The 21660-nt window shown below is 34.3% G+C and carries 19 protein-coding genes; 4 read left to right on the forward strand and 15 right to left on the reverse strand.

What is annotated here, in order from left to right:
- Positions 1–290 precede the first annotated feature (290 nt).
- Positions 291–1358 (forward strand): tyrosine-type recombinase/integrase, encoded by a 1068-nt coding sequence (locus ABJF52_RS17760; protein ID WP_348153319.1) that lies wholly within the window; start codon positions 291–293, stop codon positions 1356–1358.
- 38 nt (positions 1359–1396) lie between these two features.
- Here ABJF52_RS17760 and ABJF52_RS17765 read toward each other — a convergent pair whose 3' ends face one another.
- Both ABJF52_RS17765 and ABJF52_RS17770 read right to left on the reverse strand, forming a co-directional pair.
- Positions 1397–3868 (reverse strand): TonB-dependent receptor, encoded by a 2472-nt coding sequence (locus tag ABJF52_RS17765; protein ID WP_348153321.1) that lies wholly within the window; start codon positions 3866–3868, stop codon positions 1397–1399.
- Positions 3869–3957: 89 nt separating this feature from the next.
- Positions 3958–4782 (reverse strand): helix-turn-helix transcriptional regulator, encoded by an 825-nt coding sequence (locus tag ABJF52_RS17770; protein WP_348153323.1) that lies wholly within the window; start codon positions 4780–4782, stop codon positions 3958–3960.
- 264 nt (positions 4783–5046) lie between these two features.
- Here ABJF52_RS17770 and ABJF52_RS17775 point away from each other — a divergent pair, with 264 nt between their 5' ends.
- The gene (locus ABJF52_RS17775) at positions 5047–6522 is read left to right on the forward strand and encodes an alkaline phosphatase D family protein (protein ID WP_348153324.1); all 1476 of its coding nucleotides are present in this window, start codon (positions 5047–5049) and stop codon (positions 6520–6522) included.
- A 32-nt stretch (positions 6523–6554) separates the two neighbouring features.
- Here ABJF52_RS17775 and ABJF52_RS17780 read toward each other — a convergent pair whose 3' ends face one another.
- The 5 genes from ABJF52_RS17780 to ABJF52_RS17800 all read right to left on the reverse strand — a co-directional run bounded on the left by ABJF52_RS17780 (position 6555) and on the right by ABJF52_RS17800 (position 11788).
- A complete protein-coding gene (locus ABJF52_RS17780; protein WP_348153326.1) occupies positions 6555–7343 on the reverse strand; it encodes a polysaccharide deacetylase family protein in 789 nt (262 codons plus the stop codon).
- 81 nt (positions 7344–7424) lie between these two features.
- Complete coding sequence (locus tag ABJF52_RS17785; RefSeq protein ID WP_348153328.1) at positions 7425–8462, reverse strand: hypothetical protein; 1038 nt, start codon at positions 8460–8462, stop codon at positions 7425–7427.
- Positions 8463–8525: 63 nt separating this feature from the next.
- Positions 8526–9485 (reverse strand): 23S rRNA (adenine(1618)-N(6))-methyltransferase RlmF, encoded by a 960-nt coding sequence (rlmF, locus tag ABJF52_RS17790; RefSeq protein WP_348153330.1) that lies wholly within the window; start codon positions 9483–9485, stop codon positions 8526–8528.
- Positions 9486–9557: 72 nt separating this feature from the next.
- Positions 9558–11606 (reverse strand): alginate lyase family protein, encoded by a 2049-nt coding sequence (locus ABJF52_RS17795; RefSeq protein WP_348153332.1) that lies wholly within the window; start codon positions 11604–11606, stop codon positions 9558–9560.
- Positions 11607–11611: 5 nt separating this feature from the next.
- Entirely contained in the window at positions 11612–11788 is a 177-nt protein-coding gene (locus ABJF52_RS17800) for a hypothetical protein (protein ID WP_348153334.1), read from the reverse strand.
- A gap of 33 nt (positions 11789–11821) precedes the next feature.
- Between ABJF52_RS17800 and ABJF52_RS17805 the strand changes: the two genes are divergently transcribed.
- On the forward strand, positions 11822–13375 hold the full coding sequence (locus ABJF52_RS17805) for a M20/M25/M40 family metallo-hydrolase (RefSeq protein WP_348153336.1): 1554 nt from the start codon (positions 11822–11824) through the stop codon (positions 13373–13375).
- An 8-nt stretch (positions 13376–13383) separates the two neighbouring features.
- Here ABJF52_RS17805 and ABJF52_RS17810 read toward each other — a convergent pair whose 3' ends face one another.
- Complete coding sequence (locus ABJF52_RS17810) at positions 13384–14925, reverse strand: M28 family metallopeptidase (protein WP_348153338.1); 1542 nt, start codon at positions 14923–14925, stop codon at positions 13384–13386.
- A gap of 338 nt (positions 14926–15263) precedes the next feature.
- Here ABJF52_RS17810 and ABJF52_RS17815 point away from each other — a divergent pair, with 338 nt between their 5' ends.
- A complete protein-coding gene (locus tag ABJF52_RS17815; RefSeq protein WP_348153478.1) occupies positions 15264–15905 on the forward strand; it encodes a methyltransferase domain-containing protein in 642 nt (213 codons plus the stop codon).
- Between the two features lie 7 nt (positions 15906–15912).
- On the opposite strand, the gene ABJF52_RS17820 is transcribed toward ABJF52_RS17815, so the two are convergent.
- The 7 genes from ABJF52_RS17820 to ABJF52_RS17850 form a co-directional block, all read right to left on the reverse strand.
- A complete protein-coding gene (locus tag ABJF52_RS17820) occupies positions 15913–16488 on the reverse strand; it encodes a Crp/Fnr family transcriptional regulator (protein ID WP_348153340.1) in 576 nt (191 codons plus the stop codon).
- Between the two features lie 29 nt (positions 16489–16517).
- Positions 16518–18173, reverse strand: coding sequence for a hypothetical protein (locus ABJF52_RS17825; protein ID WP_348153342.1), 1656 nt, complete (start codon positions 18171–18173; stop codon positions 16518–16520).
- 157 nt (positions 18174–18330) lie between these two features.
- Entirely contained in the window at positions 18331–18702 is a 372-nt protein-coding gene (locus tag ABJF52_RS17830; protein WP_348153344.1) for a DUF2200 domain-containing protein, read from the reverse strand.
- Positions 18703–18855: 153 nt separating this feature from the next.
- The gene (locus ABJF52_RS17835) at positions 18856–20046 is read right to left on the reverse strand and encodes an MFS transporter (RefSeq protein WP_348153346.1); all 1191 of its coding nucleotides are present in this window, start codon (positions 20044–20046) and stop codon (positions 18856–18858) included.
- Positions 20043–20534, reverse strand: coding sequence for a GNAT family N-acetyltransferase (locus tag ABJF52_RS17840; RefSeq protein WP_348153348.1), 492 nt, complete (start codon positions 20532–20534; stop codon positions 20043–20045). Before ABJF52_RS17840 ends, ABJF52_RS17835 begins: the two co-directional genes overlap by 4 nt.
- 56 nt (positions 20535–20590) lie before the next feature.
- Entirely contained in the window at positions 20591–21118 is a 528-nt protein-coding gene (locus ABJF52_RS17845; protein WP_348153349.1) for a GNAT family N-acetyltransferase, read from the reverse strand.
- Between the two features lie 85 nt (positions 21119–21203).
- Positions 21204–21659 (reverse strand): RidA family protein, encoded by a 456-nt coding sequence (locus ABJF52_RS17850; protein ID WP_348153351.1) that lies wholly within the window; start codon positions 21657–21659, stop codon positions 21204–21206.
- Position 21660: the final 1 nt, after the last annotated feature.

Consider the following 21660-nt stretch of genomic DNA (forward strand, 5'->3'; position numbering starts at 1 on the left):
TCCACGATGACAAGCGATAAGAACTTGAAATCCATTTTCATGGATAATCCTCCCGATAAAATCTTTGAATTTCCCATTGCAATACTACACAACAGTGGCGGTAAAAAAAGAACAAACTTGGTCAAAAAATTGCAGTACAACACATAAATATGTGCATGTTTTGTATACAACACTAAAATACAATTTATTTATAGTAACCCAATATTAATAGGCCCCCAGAAATTTTAAGGGTATTGTTCATTTTGTATATCAATATTGTATATTTAAAAAATGATATACAGAATGATCATATGAATTTTACCCAATATACCTTCACAACAGCAGTTCACCGCAAACAAAATGTAATCTTAATTTATTTTCCGTATAAATTGAGTTTAAAAAATGCGCTACGAGCGCGATTTCCTTCCGTTAAATGGAGTCAAACCAAAAAAGCTTGGTACCTGCCAGACTTGCCGATAATAAGAGAAAAAATTGGCCTAAAAAAGAGCAAACCTACTTCTAAGACGCTTCCAGATTTACACCCAAAAAATATACAGGCCTACCTTGCTATGAACGAACAACTTCAACTTAAGGCCTATAGTGAAAATACAAAACGTATTTATTTAGCTGAATTCGCTCATCTACTTAAACTGATAAAAGATTATCCTGTTGAAGATTTAACTCCTAAAAAACTTAAGGATTATTTTCTCTATTGTGTAAATGAGGAACAAATGAGCGAACGAAAAATAAATGGAAAAATTAACGGTATCAAATTCTATTTTGAAAAAGTGTTGCATAAAGAACGTATGTTTTTCGATGTTCCGCGCCCTAAAAAACCGATTACGTTGCCTAAAATGTTGAGTAAGGCAGAAGTAAAAAGACTTTTAAATCAAGTTACCAACCCCAAGCACCTTTTGGCACTAAAACTGTGTTATGGAATGGGGCTACGTGTTTCTGAGGTGGTAAAATTAAAGATTGAAGATATAGATAGTAGTAGAATGGTCGTTAGGGTAGTTGCTGCAAAGGGTAAAAAAGACCGCTATGTGCCTTTGCCTAGTAGTTTACTTACAGAACTTCGCGAATATTTTAAGGCATACCACCCAAAAGAATACTTGTTAGAAGGGCAGTACGGGGGTGCATATTCAAAAGGGTCTGTACAGCAGGTTTTTAAAAGGGCTATGCGAAAGGCACGAATAAATAAGAAAATTGGAGTACACGGTCTTCGACATAGTTATGCGACACACCTTTTAGAAGCTGGGGCCGATATGCGTTTTATACAAGAATTACTAGGGCATAATTCTATAAAAACCACGCAGATTTATACCAAGGTTACTCCACGTAGTCTGGCCAAGATTGCTAGTCCGCTCGATAATTTATAATCTTTCAATAGAGAAACTACTCCTTAAGGACATTTACTTTAAAATTCGCGCTTACCAAATTCACTGTCGATAAACTTCGCTTTGTTTTTACCGTTCTTAAAAGTATAAGCAACATTAAGCAATATCATATCTACTTCGTACACATAATTGGTAGTCGTATAAAATTCATTTGGTCGATAAGTGGTTATGCGCTGTTCGTTAGTATCTAACAAGCCCATATCTATATTTTGCCATTGTAAGGTTGCCGTTAGCCTATCATTTAAAAACGATTTCTGAAAAGTTAAATTCGGAGCATAAAAACGGGAATCTTCACCCTGGGCCGTTATTCTCTCAGACAAATAATTAAAAGTAAATTGTAGCGATGCATTTTCCCAAAAATTGTATGTGGAATTTAAATTAATAGAATAGACAGTTGCTTCGGTATTAATTGGTTGATTATCAAAAGAACCATCAATATTATAATTGTAAATATTGGCTCCTAAAAAATTAGACCAATTTTGCGTAGCTTTTAATTGCGCGCCAACTTCTAATCCGATTGCTTTTGCCGTACCTACATTCGAATATATTCTGTTTAAAATGGTGTCGTTATAAATAGTATTGACCCGGTTTACCACATTTTTTACATTTCTAAAATAAGCGGTGGCAAAAATAGAATTTCCACCTTTTAGTTTCTGAGTAATTCCTAATTCTATGAGATCAATAAATTCTGGTTTTAAGGTGGGGTCACCTTGTTCCAAAGTTTCTGAATGTTCCCGTTCCGGAAACGGATTCATTTTAAAGGTAGGTGTTCGCTCAACCCTTTTACTATACGAAGCCTTTATATTTGCCCTTTCACTTACGGCATATTGTAAAGAAGCTGATGGATATATTTTGGTGAAATCGTACGTATATGTAGTGTCTACTGTATTGGCCTTGTCGCGCAACTCTAATGTTCTATTCATAGCTTCAATACGAGCACCAGCAGCGTAATTCCATTGCTTGCTTTTACCTGAGAATTGGATGTACGCAGAATTTATATTTCGCTTTAAATCTACTTCACTCGAAAATTCAGGAACGAGTTGAAAAGGATCATTATAGTCTGTTCGTCTTTCATAAACAAAATCGCCAGTGTGATTTAAATTGCGAAACTGATAACCAATTTCCAAAGTGCCGAAAGTAAAAGGTTTAAAACGATAATCGGCCTGTAGACGCACTCCATTTAAAGGATTGTCATTGGTGTTATATTCATCTTGATATAAAATTGAACGATCTGGTTCTCCTAAGTTCTGACTAACAGTGGGGCCGCCTAAGAGCGTATATTCATACAAGAAGGAGGTCGATAGTCGTGCATCGTTTTTAAAGATATGTTCGTAATCAAAACTACCCAAAGCAAAATCACTTTTTCGTATTCTTAAATTGTGATTATAATATTGAAAAGTGCGAAAGCTATTTACATTATCTGCTGGGGTTCTTGCATTGTTATTATAATAAACAATATCGGCCAAACGGTCTTTACTACGCTTACCGGCAAAGAAACCTAACGAAAAGGTGTTGGTGCTATCTGGAGTGAAATCTACCGTTAACCTTCCGTTGTAATTAACTTCGTCAAAACTACGCTCTCCTGTAGATGGAAACTGTGTTATTGTGTCATTAATTATGGTATATACATCACCTTCTCTACGTCCGCCTAAATCATTTCTTTGATAATTAGCACCTAAAGAAATATTCCATTTCTCATTTCTAATATTATAGGTGGCATCTATGCCATAACGCTGGTGGTATTTATCGTTATCATAAGTTTCTATTGACGGTAGTCCTCCTTTAATATTTAGTTGTCCGTAAACGCCATCGGTTGCTCCCTTTTTAGTGATTATATTTATAATGCCAGCTTTGCCTTCGGGGTCATATTTTGCAGATGGTGCAGTAATAACTTCAACACGCTCGATAGCATTGGCTGGCAGTTGCGCCATTAATGCACTAGTATTTCCTTGGGTAGGTTTGCCATTCAATAAAACCATAAACCCAGAACTACCACGTACACTTATTTCTCCCTGCGCATCGATACTTACTGACGGTAAATTCCGAATGACATCAACACCAGTACCACCTTGTGCATTTTTAAATTTTTGTGCATCAAATACTTGTCGGTCAATTTTGTTAATTACGGTGGCACGTTCACCCTTTATAACTACTTCATTTAGCTGATTGCCTAAGGTTAATTGTATGGGTTCTAAATTTTTAACTGTTTTAGTAGTGTAGGTGATGTCGCTAATTTTTTTTACGTCATACCCTATAAAAGAGGCTTCTAAATAATAGGTGCCACTTTTTAAATCTTCTATAAGAAATACACCATTTAAATCGGTAATTACTCCAGTTATTAACGAATTATCGTTCTGATTGAATAATGCCGCTGTTGCGTATTCTAGCGGTATGCCTTGCTCGTCAATAATTTTACCTTTTAGCTGTGCGTAAGTGCTAAAAGTTGATAATACTATAAACGTATAAATTAATAGTTGTTGGTATTTGGCCATATATAAAATTGGTTGTTGATACTATGGCGCAAGTTACTATCAGTAAATAGGGTGTTTTGGTGTATTCTACAATTAAATGGTACTTCTTGTTATTTTGATGCTTTTCTAAATTGTAAGGGGGTTAATTGGGTATGACGTTTAAAGAATTTGGTGAAGTTAGAATTGTCTTTAAAATTTAAATCATAGGCTATACTGCTTATATTTTTTGAGGTATATAATAATTGCCTTTTTATTTCTTTTACTAAATGTTCGGTTATAACACCTGATGCTGTTTTATCGAATATTTTTTGGCATACCGCATTTAAGTTTTGTGCCGATGTGTTTAGCTTATTGGCATAATAGTCTACACTATTGTTGAGGTCTTCAGATAATAACTCCATAAAACCATGTTCTAAAGTATTGTTTTGATCTTTGGTGATATTTGATACCGCGATAATTTTTGACAGCAAGGCTTTTAAACAACTTTCAACAACTTCTTGGTTAATATTTGTTGCTTTCATCTCTAAACACAAGGCCTTAAATAAAATATTTATTACCTCGTCGTTATCCGCTATCACTACTTTTTGAAGTGCTTTTAATTCTATCAATTGCATCTGAATTGACTTATCTAAAACATTATCTAAGAAAGATGCTTTTATAATAATCACATAACCCTCAGGAATAGCATCGATATGCCAATGATGTACCTGATTTTTGTGTATTAAAAAAAGTATCGGTGGTGTTACTGCTAAGGCTTCTTCATCTACATAATGGAAACCACTGCCTTTGGTAAAATAAGCCAACTCTAAATATTTATTGTGCTTATGGGGTTTTGTGTACCTCTTGTTTACATCAAAAGGCTCAACTTTTAAATCATTATAGTTTGCTATTTTGTTGTAAACAGGAATGTCGTCATTAAAATCTCCACTCATCATTAAATTCTTGTAGATGCGAAAATGGAAGTTCAGTAATCATACTTAAAACCATTCTAACAATTGTAAGTTGTTAAATGTAAACTATTCCGTACAATATATTTCGGCCTAATTGTCTTTTTAAAGTGTAATTTTTAGTTGTAAATAATTTGATTTGTGGTTTTTTTACATTTCTAAGAATGGTTGTCAGAATCAATACTTGTTGTATTTATATTTATTACATTCATACGGCAATTAATCAACCATATTTTAAGTGTAGTTTATCGTATGAAAAGAAGAAAGTTTATTAAAAATACTACAGCAGTATCAACAGCTGCCATTATTTTACCAAATTTTGTAAATACCGAATCGGCACCTTTTTTTGGTAACGGAATACACAATGGTTGGGCAGATCAAAATTCGATTGTACTATGGACGCGTTTAACCGCAAATCCGGAACTCAATTCTAATGGTACTTTGTTTACCGAAATAACGAATGAAGACCATAAAAAATATTCGAAACTAAAAGATGGGGCGTTCTTAGAAAGTGTGCAGATTCCTAAAAATCTATCACTTAAAGATATGGATGGGGCTTGCCCTGGTAGTGCTGGTGAAGTGCAACTTTCTTATTACCCTGCAGCTAATATGGCCGCTAAAATCACAGTAGATTGGATGGAGGTAGATGCTACTAAAAACTTTACCAAACAATGGCGCTTGACAGATTTAGAGCCAAATACGAAATATACTGTCGCACTCAGTGCTAGAAAATCAGCTAAACATAGTAAAACCAATACTATATCCGGAACTTTTAATACACCCCCAAGTAACGATGTGCAGCAAAAAATCTCTTTCGGGATTGTTAGTTGTCACGATTACAATAGAAGGGATAACGAAAAAGGACACCGCATTTATAAAGCGCTAGAAAAAGATAATCCCGATTTTTTTATTCATACCGGAGATATTGAATATTACGATAAGAAAAACCCCTATGCATTTACCGAAAAATTAATGCGCTTTAAATGGGATCGCATATTTGCACTTCCCTTTCAAAGAAATTTTTATAGCAACACCACTTCTTATTTCATGAAAGATGATCATGATACCTTAAAGGATGATGCTTTTCCGGGTACTACCTATGGTACAGTCTCCTTTGAACGCGGACTGGAGATTTTTGATAACGAACAGTTTCCATCCAACGATAAAACATATAAAACGATTCGTTGGGGTAAAGATTTACAGATTTGGGTTTTAGAAGGTAGAAATTATCGCAGTAAGAATACTGATCCAGACGGACCGGATAAAGTAATTCTTGGGGAAACACAAAGAGAATGGTTGTTTAAAACCATTGACGCCTCTGATGCTACTTTTAAAGTGATTATTTCTGCATCGCCAATTATTGGCCCCGATAGGCCAAAAGGGAAAAATGATAATCATTCCAATAAAGCCTTCGAACATGAAGGAAATATTATTAGAGATTTCATAAACAAGCATGATAATATTTACATGTGTAATGGCGATCGCCATTGGCAATATGTTAGCCATGTAGAAGATTCTAACTTATGGGAATTTTGTACTGGTGCTGGGTCCGATAGTCATGCTGGGGGATGGGAACAAGAGAATGTAAAACCACTGCATCGTTTTCTTAGAGTTAAAGGGGGATATTTATCTGGTGAGGTTTATCATGAGGATGATAAAGCGAAATTGAAATTTGAGCATAAAGACGTTGATGGTAACGTAATGCACCAAGAGATTTTTACACGATAATATTTTAGTATGAAAAAAGGACTTGGTAATTTTTAATTGCTGAGTTCTTTATTTAAATCTGGCTGAATTAATTCTTTTGCCTTTTCAATATTTATATAGGAACCTAATTCCCTTAGTGAAATAACTGTAAAGTTGTTCTTTGCTAGATACTGCAAATACTCCTTAAATAATTCGGGTGGTGTATCTACCCATGGGTGTTCAATATCTGGCACACCATGTAAGGTTAGCACAACAATGTTTCCTGCTTTGGCTTTATTGAGTGCCGACAAAATTTCGGTCTTATTCTTTGCATTGGTAGCCCAACTGGGAATTAAAAATGGATGATCTTCCAGAGGGTCATAAATCCGACTACCACCAGCACGGGCGAATTGGTATCCGCGCTCCTCTAAAAACGGCAATACTTCGGCATTTAGACCGTACCCCGGATAGGCAAAATTTGTAGGTTTCACTATACCTAAAGAGTCACATTTATTTTCAATATAAGCCAATTCTTTATGAAATTCTTTCGGGGATAATTTCGAAACATTGGCATGCATTTGGGTATGATTGGCAATCTCGAATCCCATTTGGTCCAATGCCTTTGTCTGTCTCCAATTCATATAAAGCGTACTGTCTTTATAATTCGGTGGAAATTCACAAACAAAAAATGTGGCTCCAAAATTAAACTCTTTTAATAAAGGTGCAACTACGGAATATTGACTAGCTGGGGCATCATCAAAAGTGAGCACGACCAGTTTTTCTGGTAATGGTTTTTTTACTATTTGAGAAGTGCTAGAAAAAGTAATAAAGAGAGCAAATAGAAAGTGGCTAATTGGTTTCATAATAGTTTCAATAATAAAAGTAGGGCAGGAGGAAGGCCTCACTTTTGCTTAGCTTTCTATACAAAGCTATTACATTCTACTTTACAATGTTTTTTTGAAAAAATCGATGGCTAGCTGCAAAGTTTCTTCATGAATGTTTTTTCGATTCACAGTTTCATGGTCAACAGCGATTGCTGGTAATATTTCTTTTCCGAATTCGGTAGCTTCATTTAAAAATACATAATGACCAACTTGCGCATTGTATAAATGCAAAGTGCTCGTATCAATTAAACTATCAAATTTTTCTGCGTTACTTTTAACAGGAGCAGTTGTATCTCCTTTACCAGCTACAATGTATACAGGTGCTGTTATTTTTGCTGTCTGTGCTTTAGAATGAAATCCGAATCCGATGGCAGGTGCCATTACAAAAAATGATTTTATGCGTTCGTCTTTTACCAAATCTTTATACTGATGGTAAGAAGCAACAATAAGACTGTCATTTTCAAAGTCTATAACTTCGTCGGTATCCGGAAATTCTGCCGGTAATACCCTGCTTTCATCATTACCATTTTTAGGCATACTTCTATCTACATAACCGCCGGCTAATGCAATATTGGTATATCCGCCTAATGAAAAGCCAACACCTCCTATTCTACTAGTATCTATTTGTTTTCCAAACTTTGGGTCTTCTAAAACTTGAGTAAGTACATATTGTACATCGATGGCACGTTCCCACCATTTTACAAATTCGCGAGGTATTTTGTTAAAAGTAGAATTGCCATAATGATCAAGGGAAACCACAATATATCCTTCTTTTACCATTTTTTCGATAAACCATGTCAACGAAAATCTGCTGCCTCCCGTGCCATGAGATACCATTAGAAGTGGAAATTTTTCATTCACCATACGCGCATTTGGTATGGTCGGAATAGTTTTGAAAAGTGGTTTGTTTTTTGTTTCAAGAGAAGTATTTGTTATGGTATCTAATGTGGGATACCATATTTCTGTAGGAAGCGGTCTATTGCGAGATTCATCGGTATATGTTATCGATTGCTGTCCTACATTATAAGCATTGTTTTTTGACTCTTGACAAGAAATTAATCCTAATAACAGTATTAGAAATACAGCTGTGTTTTTCATTTATGGTCGTTTTCTATATAGACAAATGAAAAGCGTAATTGTTACAATCTTCACTCTTTTTACTTATTTCCAACGGGTTGCACGCCATTCTTTTTGTTCTTCATTGGAAAAAAATGTCCAAGCTACAATGCGACTAGATTTGTTACTGGTACCCATAGCAATCGTTTTCACCTCATTGGTGCTTACCTTTTTTAAGGATTTATAAATTCCTCTAAGGTTAGATTCTTTAGATACTAAAGTTGAAAACCAAAAGATATTTTTTGCAAAGTGCTTGCTTTCATAAACCATGTTTCGAATAAACTGCTGCTCTCCTCCTTCATAAATTAATTCATTGCTAATTCCTGCAAAATTGAGTTCTGGATTTTTTACTTTTCTTCCTGATAGATTTTTTATTTTCCGACGCGTTCCTTTTAGAGCCTCTTCAATAGAAGAATGAAAAGGAGGGTTGCAAATACTTATATCTATTTGCTCTTGTTTATCTATTGCACCTTTAAAAATAGCTCTATAATTTGACTGTAATCGGAGGCTGATTTTATTTTTAAGAGACGGATTCGTTTCTACAATTTGTTCTGCAATAGCAATTGATTTTGATTCTATATCAGAACCTATAAAATTCCACCCATATTCCGTTACCCCAATAATTGGATAAATACAATTTGCTCCAACACCAATATCATAACAAGAAATTTTATCTCCTGTGGGTAACTTTCCAAAATTACTTTCACTTAAAATATCTGCTAGGTAATGAATGTAATCTGCTCTACCAGGTATCGGTGGACATAAATTTTCATCTGGAAATTCCCAATTTTTTATTCCGTAATAGTGATTTAATATGGCTTTGTTCAATTGCTTTACTGCAATGGGGTTTGCAAAATCTACAGATGCAATACCTTTTTTATTGGGTTTTAAATAGTGTTTTAATTCAGGAGTTGTCGCTACCAATGCCTCTAAATTATACTGTTCTCTGTTTCTGTTACGAGGATGTAATCGTGACTTTACAGGTTTGTTTTTTTCTGAAGACATTTTATATCACTTTAATTTCTGGATAAATGTTTAACCTGAATTGTTTTTTCATAAATGTATAACAGGTTCTGGTTACTTAATTATTAATTTTGCCTTTGCACTATTTTCAAATGGAATTGTCATTTGCCATGACTTTGTTTTTGATTTTACAGATAGCTCAATTAAATCCGAATCACTTTTAAGAATTTTGGTCTTTAACTTTGGAGTCGCCCCCTCAGAAGGTACAAGTAACCAAACAAAGGTAGTGTCTGACGCTATTTGTGCGGTATAAGAACTAGAAATATTGGGTTCAAAAAGATTATACTCGGGACTATACCAACCTTGAATTTCAGGAACTTCTTGACCTTTGGTAAATTTAATGTCAAATTCTCGCTTCCCTACTGGGATGACGGCAAGATTACCACGCTCATTACTTGTGGTAACAATCTGTTTGTGCTGTTCAACTTTGTTTTCCGGATGCCAATGCCATAAGGCATCAATAGTTCTGGGTTTGTTCGTTGTAATGCGATCTACAACGACCCAAAATTCACCGCGTACATAGAAAACAGATCGCGTATGTTTTGCTTCACCTTCAACATTTATATATTGATCAAAAGAATTGGAGGCATAATCAAAATCATTCTCTAGTTTAAAATAAGATTTATCTAAAGGTTTTTTAGCGAGTCTTGGACCTGCTTTTTGACCTTTACCATCAATTAGAATGAGGTTATGACCTACACTTCCTTTTGCGTACGGACGGAATTTTTCAGCTACTTCACCTGTATAGGCAAAACGCCCAGCGTCCACCAAAAAATCTCTGCCAAAAGCATGTATGGAGAGGTGCAACTTATCATTATGTTGGTGTCCACTGCCCCAAGGTCCGATATCAAAGAAAGACCAATGCGCATCTTTGTCAAAACCACTTCGTGAAATTAAATGCCCTGCCCAAGGATAAAAATAGGAAGGACCATCAGTAGGTTTTACTCCCGATTTGCCATTGGTAGCAATATATTCCCAATCGGGGTGATTGAAGTTTTTTGCTCCATTTAAAATGTAGTTTACATCACTGCCTTTGTCGCCATCATTGTTTAACGCTCTTAACCCATTCGGGCGAACCATATGTGATATATACTGATACATATTCTCAATGGTTTTATTGAAAAAATCAGGAAGCTCTTTATTTACATTATCACAGATACTCTTAAATAACTGAAATTGTAACATAGATACATTGTGGTAGTGCGAGGTTAGTTCGGTTTGCACACCGTCAGCATAAATTTGCTTTTTCATACTTTCAGTCATGGTTTCTATAGTATAGTTCAACCAATCATCAGATTTTTTTAATTCCGGAAAATAAGCAGCAACAGTTGCCAATGCCGAAATTTCCATTGTTAACCAATTGTTTTGTGAGTGAAAATTTCTATTGTAGTGCGCATGGTCGGGTAAACTTGATAAAATCAAAATTTTAGTTGCTGGGGTGACATACTCATTATTAATCATTCCATAGAAAATTTTAGTCCACCTTTTTGCGCGTGCGGCCACTTCTAATCCGCGCCATATTGAAGTGCCGCTTTTAACAGCAGGGTAGGGCATGCTTTTGATGATAAAATCACGTAAAAACAAATCCATGAATTTGGCGTATTTCGGATTTCCTGTTTTTAAATAGGTTGTATAGACTTCAAAAAGTTGCGTATGCCGATTCGATAGCCAAGCCCATTCTTTATCCGTATTTGGCCCTTTGTAATACCAATCGCGATGACCATCGGCACCCACAGGAACTTTTCCTCTCACATTTTGTATGATGTAAACATCGGTTAAAGTGGTGTCGGATGTTGCATTTGTTTTATTCGTCTCTTGCGGTTTGGCTTTTCGCAAGTCACTTGCCATTTGCCCGTTGCGATAATAGGCTAATAATTGTTTGGATGCCTCTACTATATCACCTTTTTCCTTAGCTTGTTTTACATGTTCTAAACCTTTGTAGTCTAAGTTATATTGGTCTAACATATTTGATACAATTGCAGGATAGTTATCGTAAAGGTCTTCTATTGTCGTTATTTTTTCCCAACTTTCTTGGGCTGAGGTTTGTATAACTATTCCGAATAAAATTGCAAATAGTAAAAGTGATTTTGAGATTTTTAACATGAGTTTTAAAATGTTTTTGGTTTGGTTTTGTCTAGTGTAAAGTTGTTGGTCACATCTTTTGTTTTGTACCCCCAATTTAACGAATACAAATCGAAATAGAAATCACTAATTACAGTAAAAACAGATGGACTAATAAATGTGATATAGGTAGACTGATTTTCATATTTCTTTATTACATTCATAGTATCCAAACCATTTAAATCTCCATTAGTATTATGAAAGGAATTTTCAAAAAATGTACGGTAGTATTTTGGCTTGTAGCAGCTACAATGTACAGTCAAACAAAATCACAAGCCCTAGCTAAAATTAATACCGAAGGTTTTCAAAAATCTCAAGTAATGAACCTAGTTACAGACCTGTCTGATGTTTATGGTCCTAGATTAACAGGAACAGATCAATATTTAACGGCCGCAGAATGGGCAAAGAAAACGATGGAAAGTTGGGGTGTAGATAAAGTGTATTTTGAAAATTATTGTGACGATTGTATGGGTTGGGAGGTAAACTCATTTAATATGGAAATGACAGAGCCGGCATACATGAAAATACAAGCCTATCCGTATGCATGGACGGAAAGTTCAAAAGGGGAACAAATTGGTGAATTAATCTGGATTGAAAATCATGATGATTTAGAAAAAGTAAAAAAAGAATGGAGTGGTAAACTGCAAGGAAAAACAGTTATTATTGGAGCAGCTCCAAAACAAAATATGTTGTTCGATGCACTTTCAACTCGTTATACCGAAGAGGAAATTGAAGAAGCAGAAAAATCAATCGTTCCAGCACCTACTAATCCTTTAGGGCCATCAATTGGAAACGTTGAATTAATAAAAAATATAGACGCTATTTTTAATAGCATTATGAGAAAGAATGATGGCTTTTTTGAATTCTTAAAAGAAGAAGGTGCTTTGAGTATTTTAGGAACTACACCTTTTTATCCAGGTATTCTTCACCCTAGTGGCACTTATAATTTTAGAGAAAGTCATGTAAAACCATTACCATATTTTGCACTTTCACCTGAAAATTTTGGAAAATTAAGCCGTTTAATAGGAAGGGGAATAAATCCTAAAATTAAATTCCATTTAGATTCTGAACTTTATTTAAAACCAGAAAACAATGTAAATATAATAGGGGAAATTACAGGGACTGATTCAAAATTAAAGGATGAAGTTGTAATGATTGGTGCCCATTTCGATTCCTGGCACCCCGCTTCTGGTGCAACAGATAATGGTGCAGGTACTGCTGTAATGATGGAAGTGATGCGAATTATTAAAGCAACAGGAGTAAAACCAAAACGTACGATTAGAATTGCCTTATGGGGAGGCGAAGAACAAGGCTATGTTGGTTCCATGGCATATGCTCAAGAGCACTATGGAAAAGTAAAAGAGACTACACGTAAAAAGGAAGTTGAGAAAATCTCTGCATACTTAAATATGGATAATGGTGCGGGACAAATGCGGGGTATTTATTTGCAAGGCAATGAAGCTGTAAAACCAATTTTTGAAGAAATGTTAGCACCCTATTCGCATTTAGATGTGGATAATCTAACGATTCAGAATACAAATTTTACTGATCACGATGTTTTCGATTATTATAAGATACCAGGGTTTCAGATTATTCAAGATAAATTAAACTATAGCACTGTAACACATCATACAAATTTAGATGCTTTAGAATATGTTCCAGAACGCGATATGAAAATTAATGCCACTGTAATTGCGGCACTTGTGTATCAAATAGCACAAAAAGAAACGCGAATGCCAAGGGAAGATTAGTGGTATGCTTATTCTCTAGCGGCCTTAAACTCACTACCCTCGTTCCATTTTGGAAAGTAATCCTCATTGGCTAATTTTAAACCTACATTAAAAAGTAATTGTAAATCTAATCGCACGCCACTTAACTCGGTCGTTTCAGAATCGTACTCATCGGAGGGTTGATGATATTTATTAATAAGATAATAGTTCTTAAGCTCTTTTATTTCATCAATACTATATTCAAAACCTTCGTAAGAACCACTAGCGTATAAAGCAGGAATGCCAATTTTAGCAAAATTAAAATGATCTGATCTGAAGAAGTACCCTTTTTCAGGATCTGGATCAGGAATTATATATCGGTTTTGTTTCAGCGCTGCTTTTTTAGCATATTCGTCCATTTCAGATTGACCATAACCGGTAATCGTCAAATCTTTCATTTCTCCTGGACTAGCCAAAGCATCAATATTAATATTTGCTACTGTTTTTTTTGGATCAAATATTGGATTTTCTGCATAGTATGCTGAACCTAATAAGCCTTGCTCTTCCCCTGTAAGCGCCATAAAAACAACAGAACGTTTTGTGTTATCACTTTTTTTGAAGGCTTCAGCAATTGCCAACAAACCCGCAGTACCAGAAGCATTGTCTATTGCTCCGTTATATATTGAATCTCCATTAATTGCCTTACCAATTCCAAAATGATCCCAATGCGCAGAGTAAATTATACATTCATCTTTTCTATCGGTACCTGGAACGACGGCAATGACGTTTTTAGAAACATCTTTTTTTATAGTGTTTTTAATAGCAACGGAGGTATTTAATTCTAATGGAATGGGTTTAAAGTTTTTATTTCTTGCCAGTGCTTTATAATCTTGACCTTTCATAGTGGAGGCATTAAATATTTTTTGAGCACTTTCACCGCTTATCCATGATTCAACATTAAGTAGTGTTAAATCACTGGTAATTACTAATCGGGAACCAGTCCAACCCGATTCAATTACATTCCAGCCATAAGATGCTGGCTCTGTATCATGAATAATAATTAGACCATCGGCACCTTGTCGTGCTGCTTCTTCGAACTTATACGTCCAACGACCATAGTAGGTCATTTCATTACCTTTAAATAACGTTGAATCACCAGAATTAAAACCAGGGTCATTAATTAAAACTACAGCAGTCTTACCTTTCCAATCGACACCCCCATAATCATTCCATTCATATTCCGGAGCAACAACTCCATAACCAGCAAACACAAGTTCAGAATTAGTAAGACTAACTTCAGATACTTGTTTATTGGTGGTTGCAACAAAATCTTTTAAAAGGTCTAAATTAAAACTACCTTCTTTACCAGAAATAATCATTTTTTCAGTAGGAGCTCCTGTTATTTCTACCATCGGTACCTCTTGAAAAAAGCTCGTCCCATTTCCAGGTGAAAGCCCTAATTCTTTAAACGCATTCTCTAAATAGTTTACCGTCTTTACTTCACCTTCAGTAAATGGTTTCCGCCCTAGAAATTCATCAGAAGCAAGCCGTTCAATATGTTTGGCTAAAGTGGTTTGATTTACTTCAGCCATTTCGGATTTTTTTGTTTCCGTGGTACAACTAATGAATACAATGCAAACTAAAAATGTAAGGTAATTTTTCATTATTGATAGTGTAAATTAATTTCAAGAAGTAATTTCAGTTAATGCTAGAACAGGGGAGAGTGTTGTATTGATTAATACTTAATTTAAAAATACAAAAAAGTACTGGACCATAAACAGATAAAAAATACTTTGCATTTTGCATTCTAATATGAGTAGTGCTTCACTATTATTTTATATGCTGCCATTGGTGCTTGAGGTAATAATTTCATTTCTTGATTGAAGTCAATGTATAGTTATTTAATCTTTATGAACTTTGTCTCAATGATATTCAAAAAAGCACCATGAACAAATCTGAGAAATTTTGGAATAAGCTTTCTAAGAATTATGATAAAAAAGCGAAAGACAAAACCTATGAGCAAATCTTAGCGAGAACGCCAAAATATTTAAAAGCAGATGCTGTACTACTCGATTTCGCTTGTGCTACAGGGTTATATGCCATAGCATTCTCGAAGAAGGTCGAGAAGATTGAAGCTTTCGATACATCCTCCAAAATGATAGCCATTGCTAAAAATAATGCAAAAGGATATGATAATATCTCATTTTCCCAAACAACATTATTCGATGCAAAATATGAGGAGGGTAGTTTCGACACTATTTTGGCGTTTAATATATTGCTCTATTTTAAAGACAACAAAGAGGTATTAAACCGAATGAATAAATTATTAAAACCAAACGGACGTATTATTACATCGACCGCTTGTCTAAAAGAAAAGAGATCATTTATAGCTGTTTTTTCTGGGTGTATTATCTACTTTTTAAAAAAAATTGGCATCTTACCGTATTTAAAATTTTTAAGTATCGTAGAATTAAAAGAGTCTATAACAAGAGCTGGTTTCGAAATAGTAGAAGCCGATATTTTAATTGATAAACCAGCAACCGAATATTTTATTGTAGCTCAAAAAATATAGTAGTTTACTATTTCTCTGTAATTCTTTTTCGAATTCGACTTAGTGTTTCTGGTTTTATACCGAGATAACTCGCTAATTGATATTGCGGTACTCGATTAATTAAACTTGGTTTGTTCGCTAACAAATCGAGATATTTGTTTTCAGGATTTAGCGCATTAAACCGTTCTATTCCGGCTATTTTTTCACCCATCATTTTTTCAAACTCTACGCGACATATAGTTTCGAAGCGAGGATATTTTTTATACAGCGCTGCTTCTTTTTCGGCATTTAAAACGGCAACAGTTGTTTTTTCACTACAAACAAAAAAATAAGCAGAAGGTTTTTTACTTGACAGACTATGCATATCAGCAGCAGAATCTCCTTCGATATAAAAATCTAACGTATGCTCCTCACCATCTTCAAGCAAATATTTTCTAATGCAACCTTCAATAACAACATATGAGTCTTTAGCTATTTTTCCTGGTTTCAATAAAAATGTACCTTTTTCAAAAGTCTTCATCGGAAAACTTTCTTCAATAGACAAAATCTCTTCTTCCGATAATTTCGTTATTTGGTTTAATTGTGCTGCTAATACGTTTGTCATCTTTTAAAATAGTTGCACTCTAGGAAAAATTATTTAGTAATAACTTTTACGTCTTTAAACATATAGGGGTTACTACTTACCATTAATTCTTTTCCGCTCGCGGTAGTCACATTTTTAAGAATAACTTCTTTAGTTTTTACAGAAGGATACTCTTCCTGGTATGAGGCATCAGTCATATTCTTATTAAAATTGTTGAAAATTGCAGGACCCAGATAGTCATCAGGATGGTTCGTATCTTTTATTTGAAGATTTTCAATTGTGATTTTTTCAGGCATATAACAGATATATCCAAAATCGTGCTTGCCAGTATACGTTCCACCAAATAAACTAGCGCTGGTAGGTTTTCTTCCTCCTGAAGGTACAAAAACACAATCTTTAATAAATACTTCTCCTTGCCATGTACTTCCATAATCAGAGCGCAGGTTGATTAAATTTCTACCATTTATGGTACTGTTTTCAACAACTAGCGTTCCACAACCAATTGCATTAATCCCCATATGACCCAAAGTTGAATTTCGAATGGTTGCATTGGCAACTCCCTTATGTGCATCGAATCTAGAAAAGGTGCAATTATCATAAACTAGATTTTTTGAATAATTAGAACTTTGAAGTCCCCAATAAGCTCCATCATTAATGTCGTTTGTTTGACTACAATTTTCTACGGTTACATTAAGCGACCGTGTAAGTGAAAGATCATAACTTCCCATAGAAACAGGTTTCCCTGCGGAACCTATAGTACGATACATTTTGTGGCCCGTAAGAATTGTGTTTTTAATGGTAATATAAGCACAGTCGCGCGTGCTTACGAAACCTCTATAGGGAGCACCATGTTCTCCTTCACCTTTAATGTGATGTTCCAAACCGTCAACAATTACGTTGGAACGACCAATTACCATATTACGACTGTAATAGGTGTATTTAGAGGCTGCCTTATTAGCAATAGTAGTAAAATGACCACCAGTAATATATAATGTTGTTTTATCTATTGGTAAAGCGGTTGCTTTAGTAATCTGGTCAAAGTCCCAAATTATTGGTGCATCCATGTCCACATTCCCATTTTTATCTACTACGAAAATATCGGTCTGATCTGATCCGTTGTCTTGGTTTAATCCATAGCGGATGTAGTGTTTTGTATTGGAATTAGTTACCGTAATCAAGCTCGATTCCTCCAAAGAAATATCAATTTTCTTTTGATTCTTTTTTAGTGATTTTAAGCCATTTAGTTTAAATGGTTCGTTGCTAGAACGAACTAGAAAAATAGAAGTGTCTTTATTTTCAATATTCGTGTCATCAATTATAAAAGAGGCATTTCCAAAATCGGTGTCTGTTTTTATAACTGCAGAACGGTCTTTTCCTCCAATATAATAAGTGAAACCTTCATCTGCCTTCACTTTTAAATTGTGCGCATTGGCAAATGCATGAGTTGCCGCAATAGCATCCATGTCATCCGTTTTACCATCACCTATAGCATTAAAATCACTGTATAGAATAACTCCCTTTTTCTTAAAATTTTTGATGTTTTTTCGTGAAACATTTACGTGTAACACACCACTTTCATTTTCAAATACTTTGGTCTCTTTCTTTTTTGAAGTGATTACCACATTTTCAGGTGGATTTTCAACTTGACCGTAGGTTACAAAAAAAAAGGAAAATAAACTGGCAATTAGTAAAGAACGCTTTATCATGAACTCATATTAGTTATTAATAATTTTTATTAAAATTATCATATTTATATGTGGTTAGTGTCATGTAATTTACACCAATTTAGCAATTAAATGTTGAATAGAAAATTGGAAAGAAATCTATTTGTAAGATTATTTTTAGACATAGAAATTTTTGGCATTACGTTTTTTCTACGCGTAGTATTTTTTCCATTTTTCTGCCCTTGGCTAACTCATCTACTAGTTTGTCTAAAAATCGAACCTGTTGAGTTAAAGGGTTGTCTATTTCTTCAATACGATACCCGCAAATAACACCTTTAATAAGATGGGCATTAGCATTTAAATTCGCCTTCTCAAAAAACGATTTAAAAGTAGTTTTATTCGCTACATAATATTCAATATTTTTATCATCATACCCCGTAAGCCAGGAAATTACAGTATGCAATTCTTCCTTTGTTCTTCCTTTTTTTTCAACCTTGGATAAGTAATGCGGATAAACAGATGAAAATGTCATCTTCGCCATACGTTCATTATGTGCTGCTGTAACTTTCATTGCTTTTAATTAAGTATTAAATTAAATAAGTTTAAAGGTGTTTTTGCGTAAAATGGTAATTTGATTATAAGATAAGAAAAACAGAATATTTTTTAAGTTAGGTCCTATCTATTACAACATAAAATAAATACTTTAAGTAAGTAAAATACTTAATTAGGGTAATACAGCAACTGTTTTATTATGTTTCTTTAGTAAAGCTATTAATCCAAAAATTGGACCTATCGCTAACAGCATATACATAAGATTAGTATTAGAAATATCAATTAAAAAAGTTAGTAATTGTATGCTGATTATCGAAATAGAAAAACCAATGCAATTGACGATGGTAAGGGCTGTACCTTTTATTTCAGAGGGTGCATTTTTAGCTACAAGCGTTGATAATAGTGGCGAGTCTGCAACAACAACCATTCCCCAAAAAAGAAGAAATCCAATAAATAAATATTCTGATTGAGTAGTGATTAGTAAGGGAGAAATTAGGCAACATAAACCCGATAATAATAATGCAATAGTCGCAGTTTGTTTAGTGCCTATTTTTTCGGAAAGATAGCCGCTAATAATACATGCTAGTCCACCTAAACCAATGATGATAAAAGATAATAATGGAATATTCAGAGCTATAGCGGGGTTTAGGATACTATAAGTTTTTAGAAGTAAAGGTACAAATACCCAAAAAGTATAAAGCTCCCACATATGACCAAAATAACCAAATGCTGCAGAACGAAATTCTTGCTTTTTAAATACACTAATAAATGCGGATAGATTTGTGCGCTGACTTGGTTTGCGATAAGGTCCGTCAGGAACTAATAGTAACATTAATAATCCGCCAAACGTAGCTAGCGCAGAAGTGGTTATTAAAACAGATTTCCACGAGTAAGTTGAAGTTATTTCTTTTAGTAAATGTGGAAAGGCAGTGCCAATTACTAATGCCCCGACTAAAAAACCGAGAGATTTTCCAAGTCCTTCTTTATAATAATCAGCAGCTATTTTCATACCAACAGGATATATGCCAGCAAGAAAAAAACCGGTAAAAAAGCGAAGAGTGAGTAAACTCAGAAGATTATGTGATTCCCATATAATTCCCAAATTAAATAAAGCGCCAAATATTGCACTTACTAAAAATACTTTTGACGGCGAAAAACGGTCAGCAATGGTGAACATGGCAAAAATTAAGGTTCCGATAATAAACCCGAATTGTACTGCAGAAGTCAAATGACCAAGGGCACTAACTTCAAGATTAAAATTAATTATTAGGTCATTTATCACCCCATTACCGGCAAACCAAAGTGAGGTGCAACAGAGTTGAGAGATTACAATTATTGGAAGTATGAATTTAGATTGTTTCAAAGTGATTCTCCTAAATGATTGTACACGTTAGGATTATGTTTTTCCATATAAACTTCGGGTTTGGGCAAAGCAGTAAAACCGAATTTTTTATAGAGCCATTCAGCGGTATCAGTTAACAAAATCCATCTTCTTAAGCCCTGTAGTTTTGGATGTGCCATAACTTCACTCATAAGCCATTTGCTTAATCCATTCCCTCTAAATTCTTCTAGTATATAAACATCTCCTAAATATGCAATAGTGGCATAATCTGAAATTATTCTAGCAAAACCTATTTGTTTGTTTTCAAAGAAAAGACCAAAATTAAGTGAGTTTTCGATGGAAATTGCAAGGGTGTCTATCGGAATATTTGCACTCCAATCCGCCTCGTTTGCTAGGTAGTTGTGAATTTTGGAAAGTTCTAATTTGTTTATGTCCGTAGAAATTGTGAATTCACCTTTATGACGCTCTATTATTTCCAATTCTAAATTTTTTAAACCTTTTCTATTCATTGTCGGATTTTTTTTGAGAACCAAACAATAAATTATTTTAATTGCACAAAGCTATGTTAATCATCTTTAAAAATAATTGGATGATATTTTTTAACAAAAATAGCTAGGTCATTTTTAGAAATAAGATCGGGATACGACATTACTAATAATTGTAAGGGTGGTAAACCTACTTTTAAAGGTGGTGTTTCGTAGTAATGTTGATTTAGTTGAAAGCCTATTCTTTCGTAAAATTTTATTCTTCTTTTGTTTATGCTCGATGTAGGCAATTCAACTTCTAATAAAATAGGATTATCGGTGCTTTCCATTAATTTATTGAGAATTAATTTTCCGAAACCCTTATTCCGATGTGCTTTCGCTGTAGCAAAATGATCAATGTATTTATAGGTGTCGAAATTCCACCATAAGATAAATCCTATAAATTCTTCTCCATTAAGTAAAATATCAAAATGATAATTATTTTCTTTTAAAACTTTGACTTGTCCCTCGAAAGATCTTTGCTCTTCAATAGGAAAAGCTTCTTGGTAAACCTCCCAAGCCCTTTTGAAATAATGGTCTGATGTTTTCTGAAGTCGTACTTGTTTCATTAATGACTTTGCTATTACTTAAGCGAATTTAAATAATAACATAGAGAATAAAGCAAAACAAAACGTTTGAAAAAATAGTTAATTTTTAATCCGCGACTTCGGCAATCATATAAACTGAAGCGGCAATGTTATGTGGTACACTAACCCCGACAGCGGTGCGTGTGTGTTTACCAGCTTCGCCAAATACTTCTACTACAAAATTAGAAGCACCATTCATTGCATCCGCTTGTTCAGTATTCTCTTGTGTAGAATTCACTAAGCCATGCATGGCAACAATACTAGTTACTTTATCTAATGAACATATAGTCTTAATAGCCGCCAAGCACCCAATGGCGCAAAGTTTTGTTGCATGTTTGCTTTCCTCTAAAGGTAAATCTTTTCCGAGTCTACCTTTTACTATTACACCATTTTCGACAGGAATTTGACCAGCAACATAAATAAGATTACCTGTTCGTTTAGCGGGTACATAATTTGCAACAGGTTTAGGTACTTCGGGTAATTCAATTCCCAACTCTAGTAATCTAGCTTCAATTTTACTCATG

It is taken from the genome of Aurantibacter sp., from assembly GCF_039941195.1.
In the GTDB taxonomy this organism is placed as follows: domain Bacteria; phylum Bacteroidota; class Bacteroidia; order Flavobacteriales; family Flavobacteriaceae; genus Aurantibacter_A.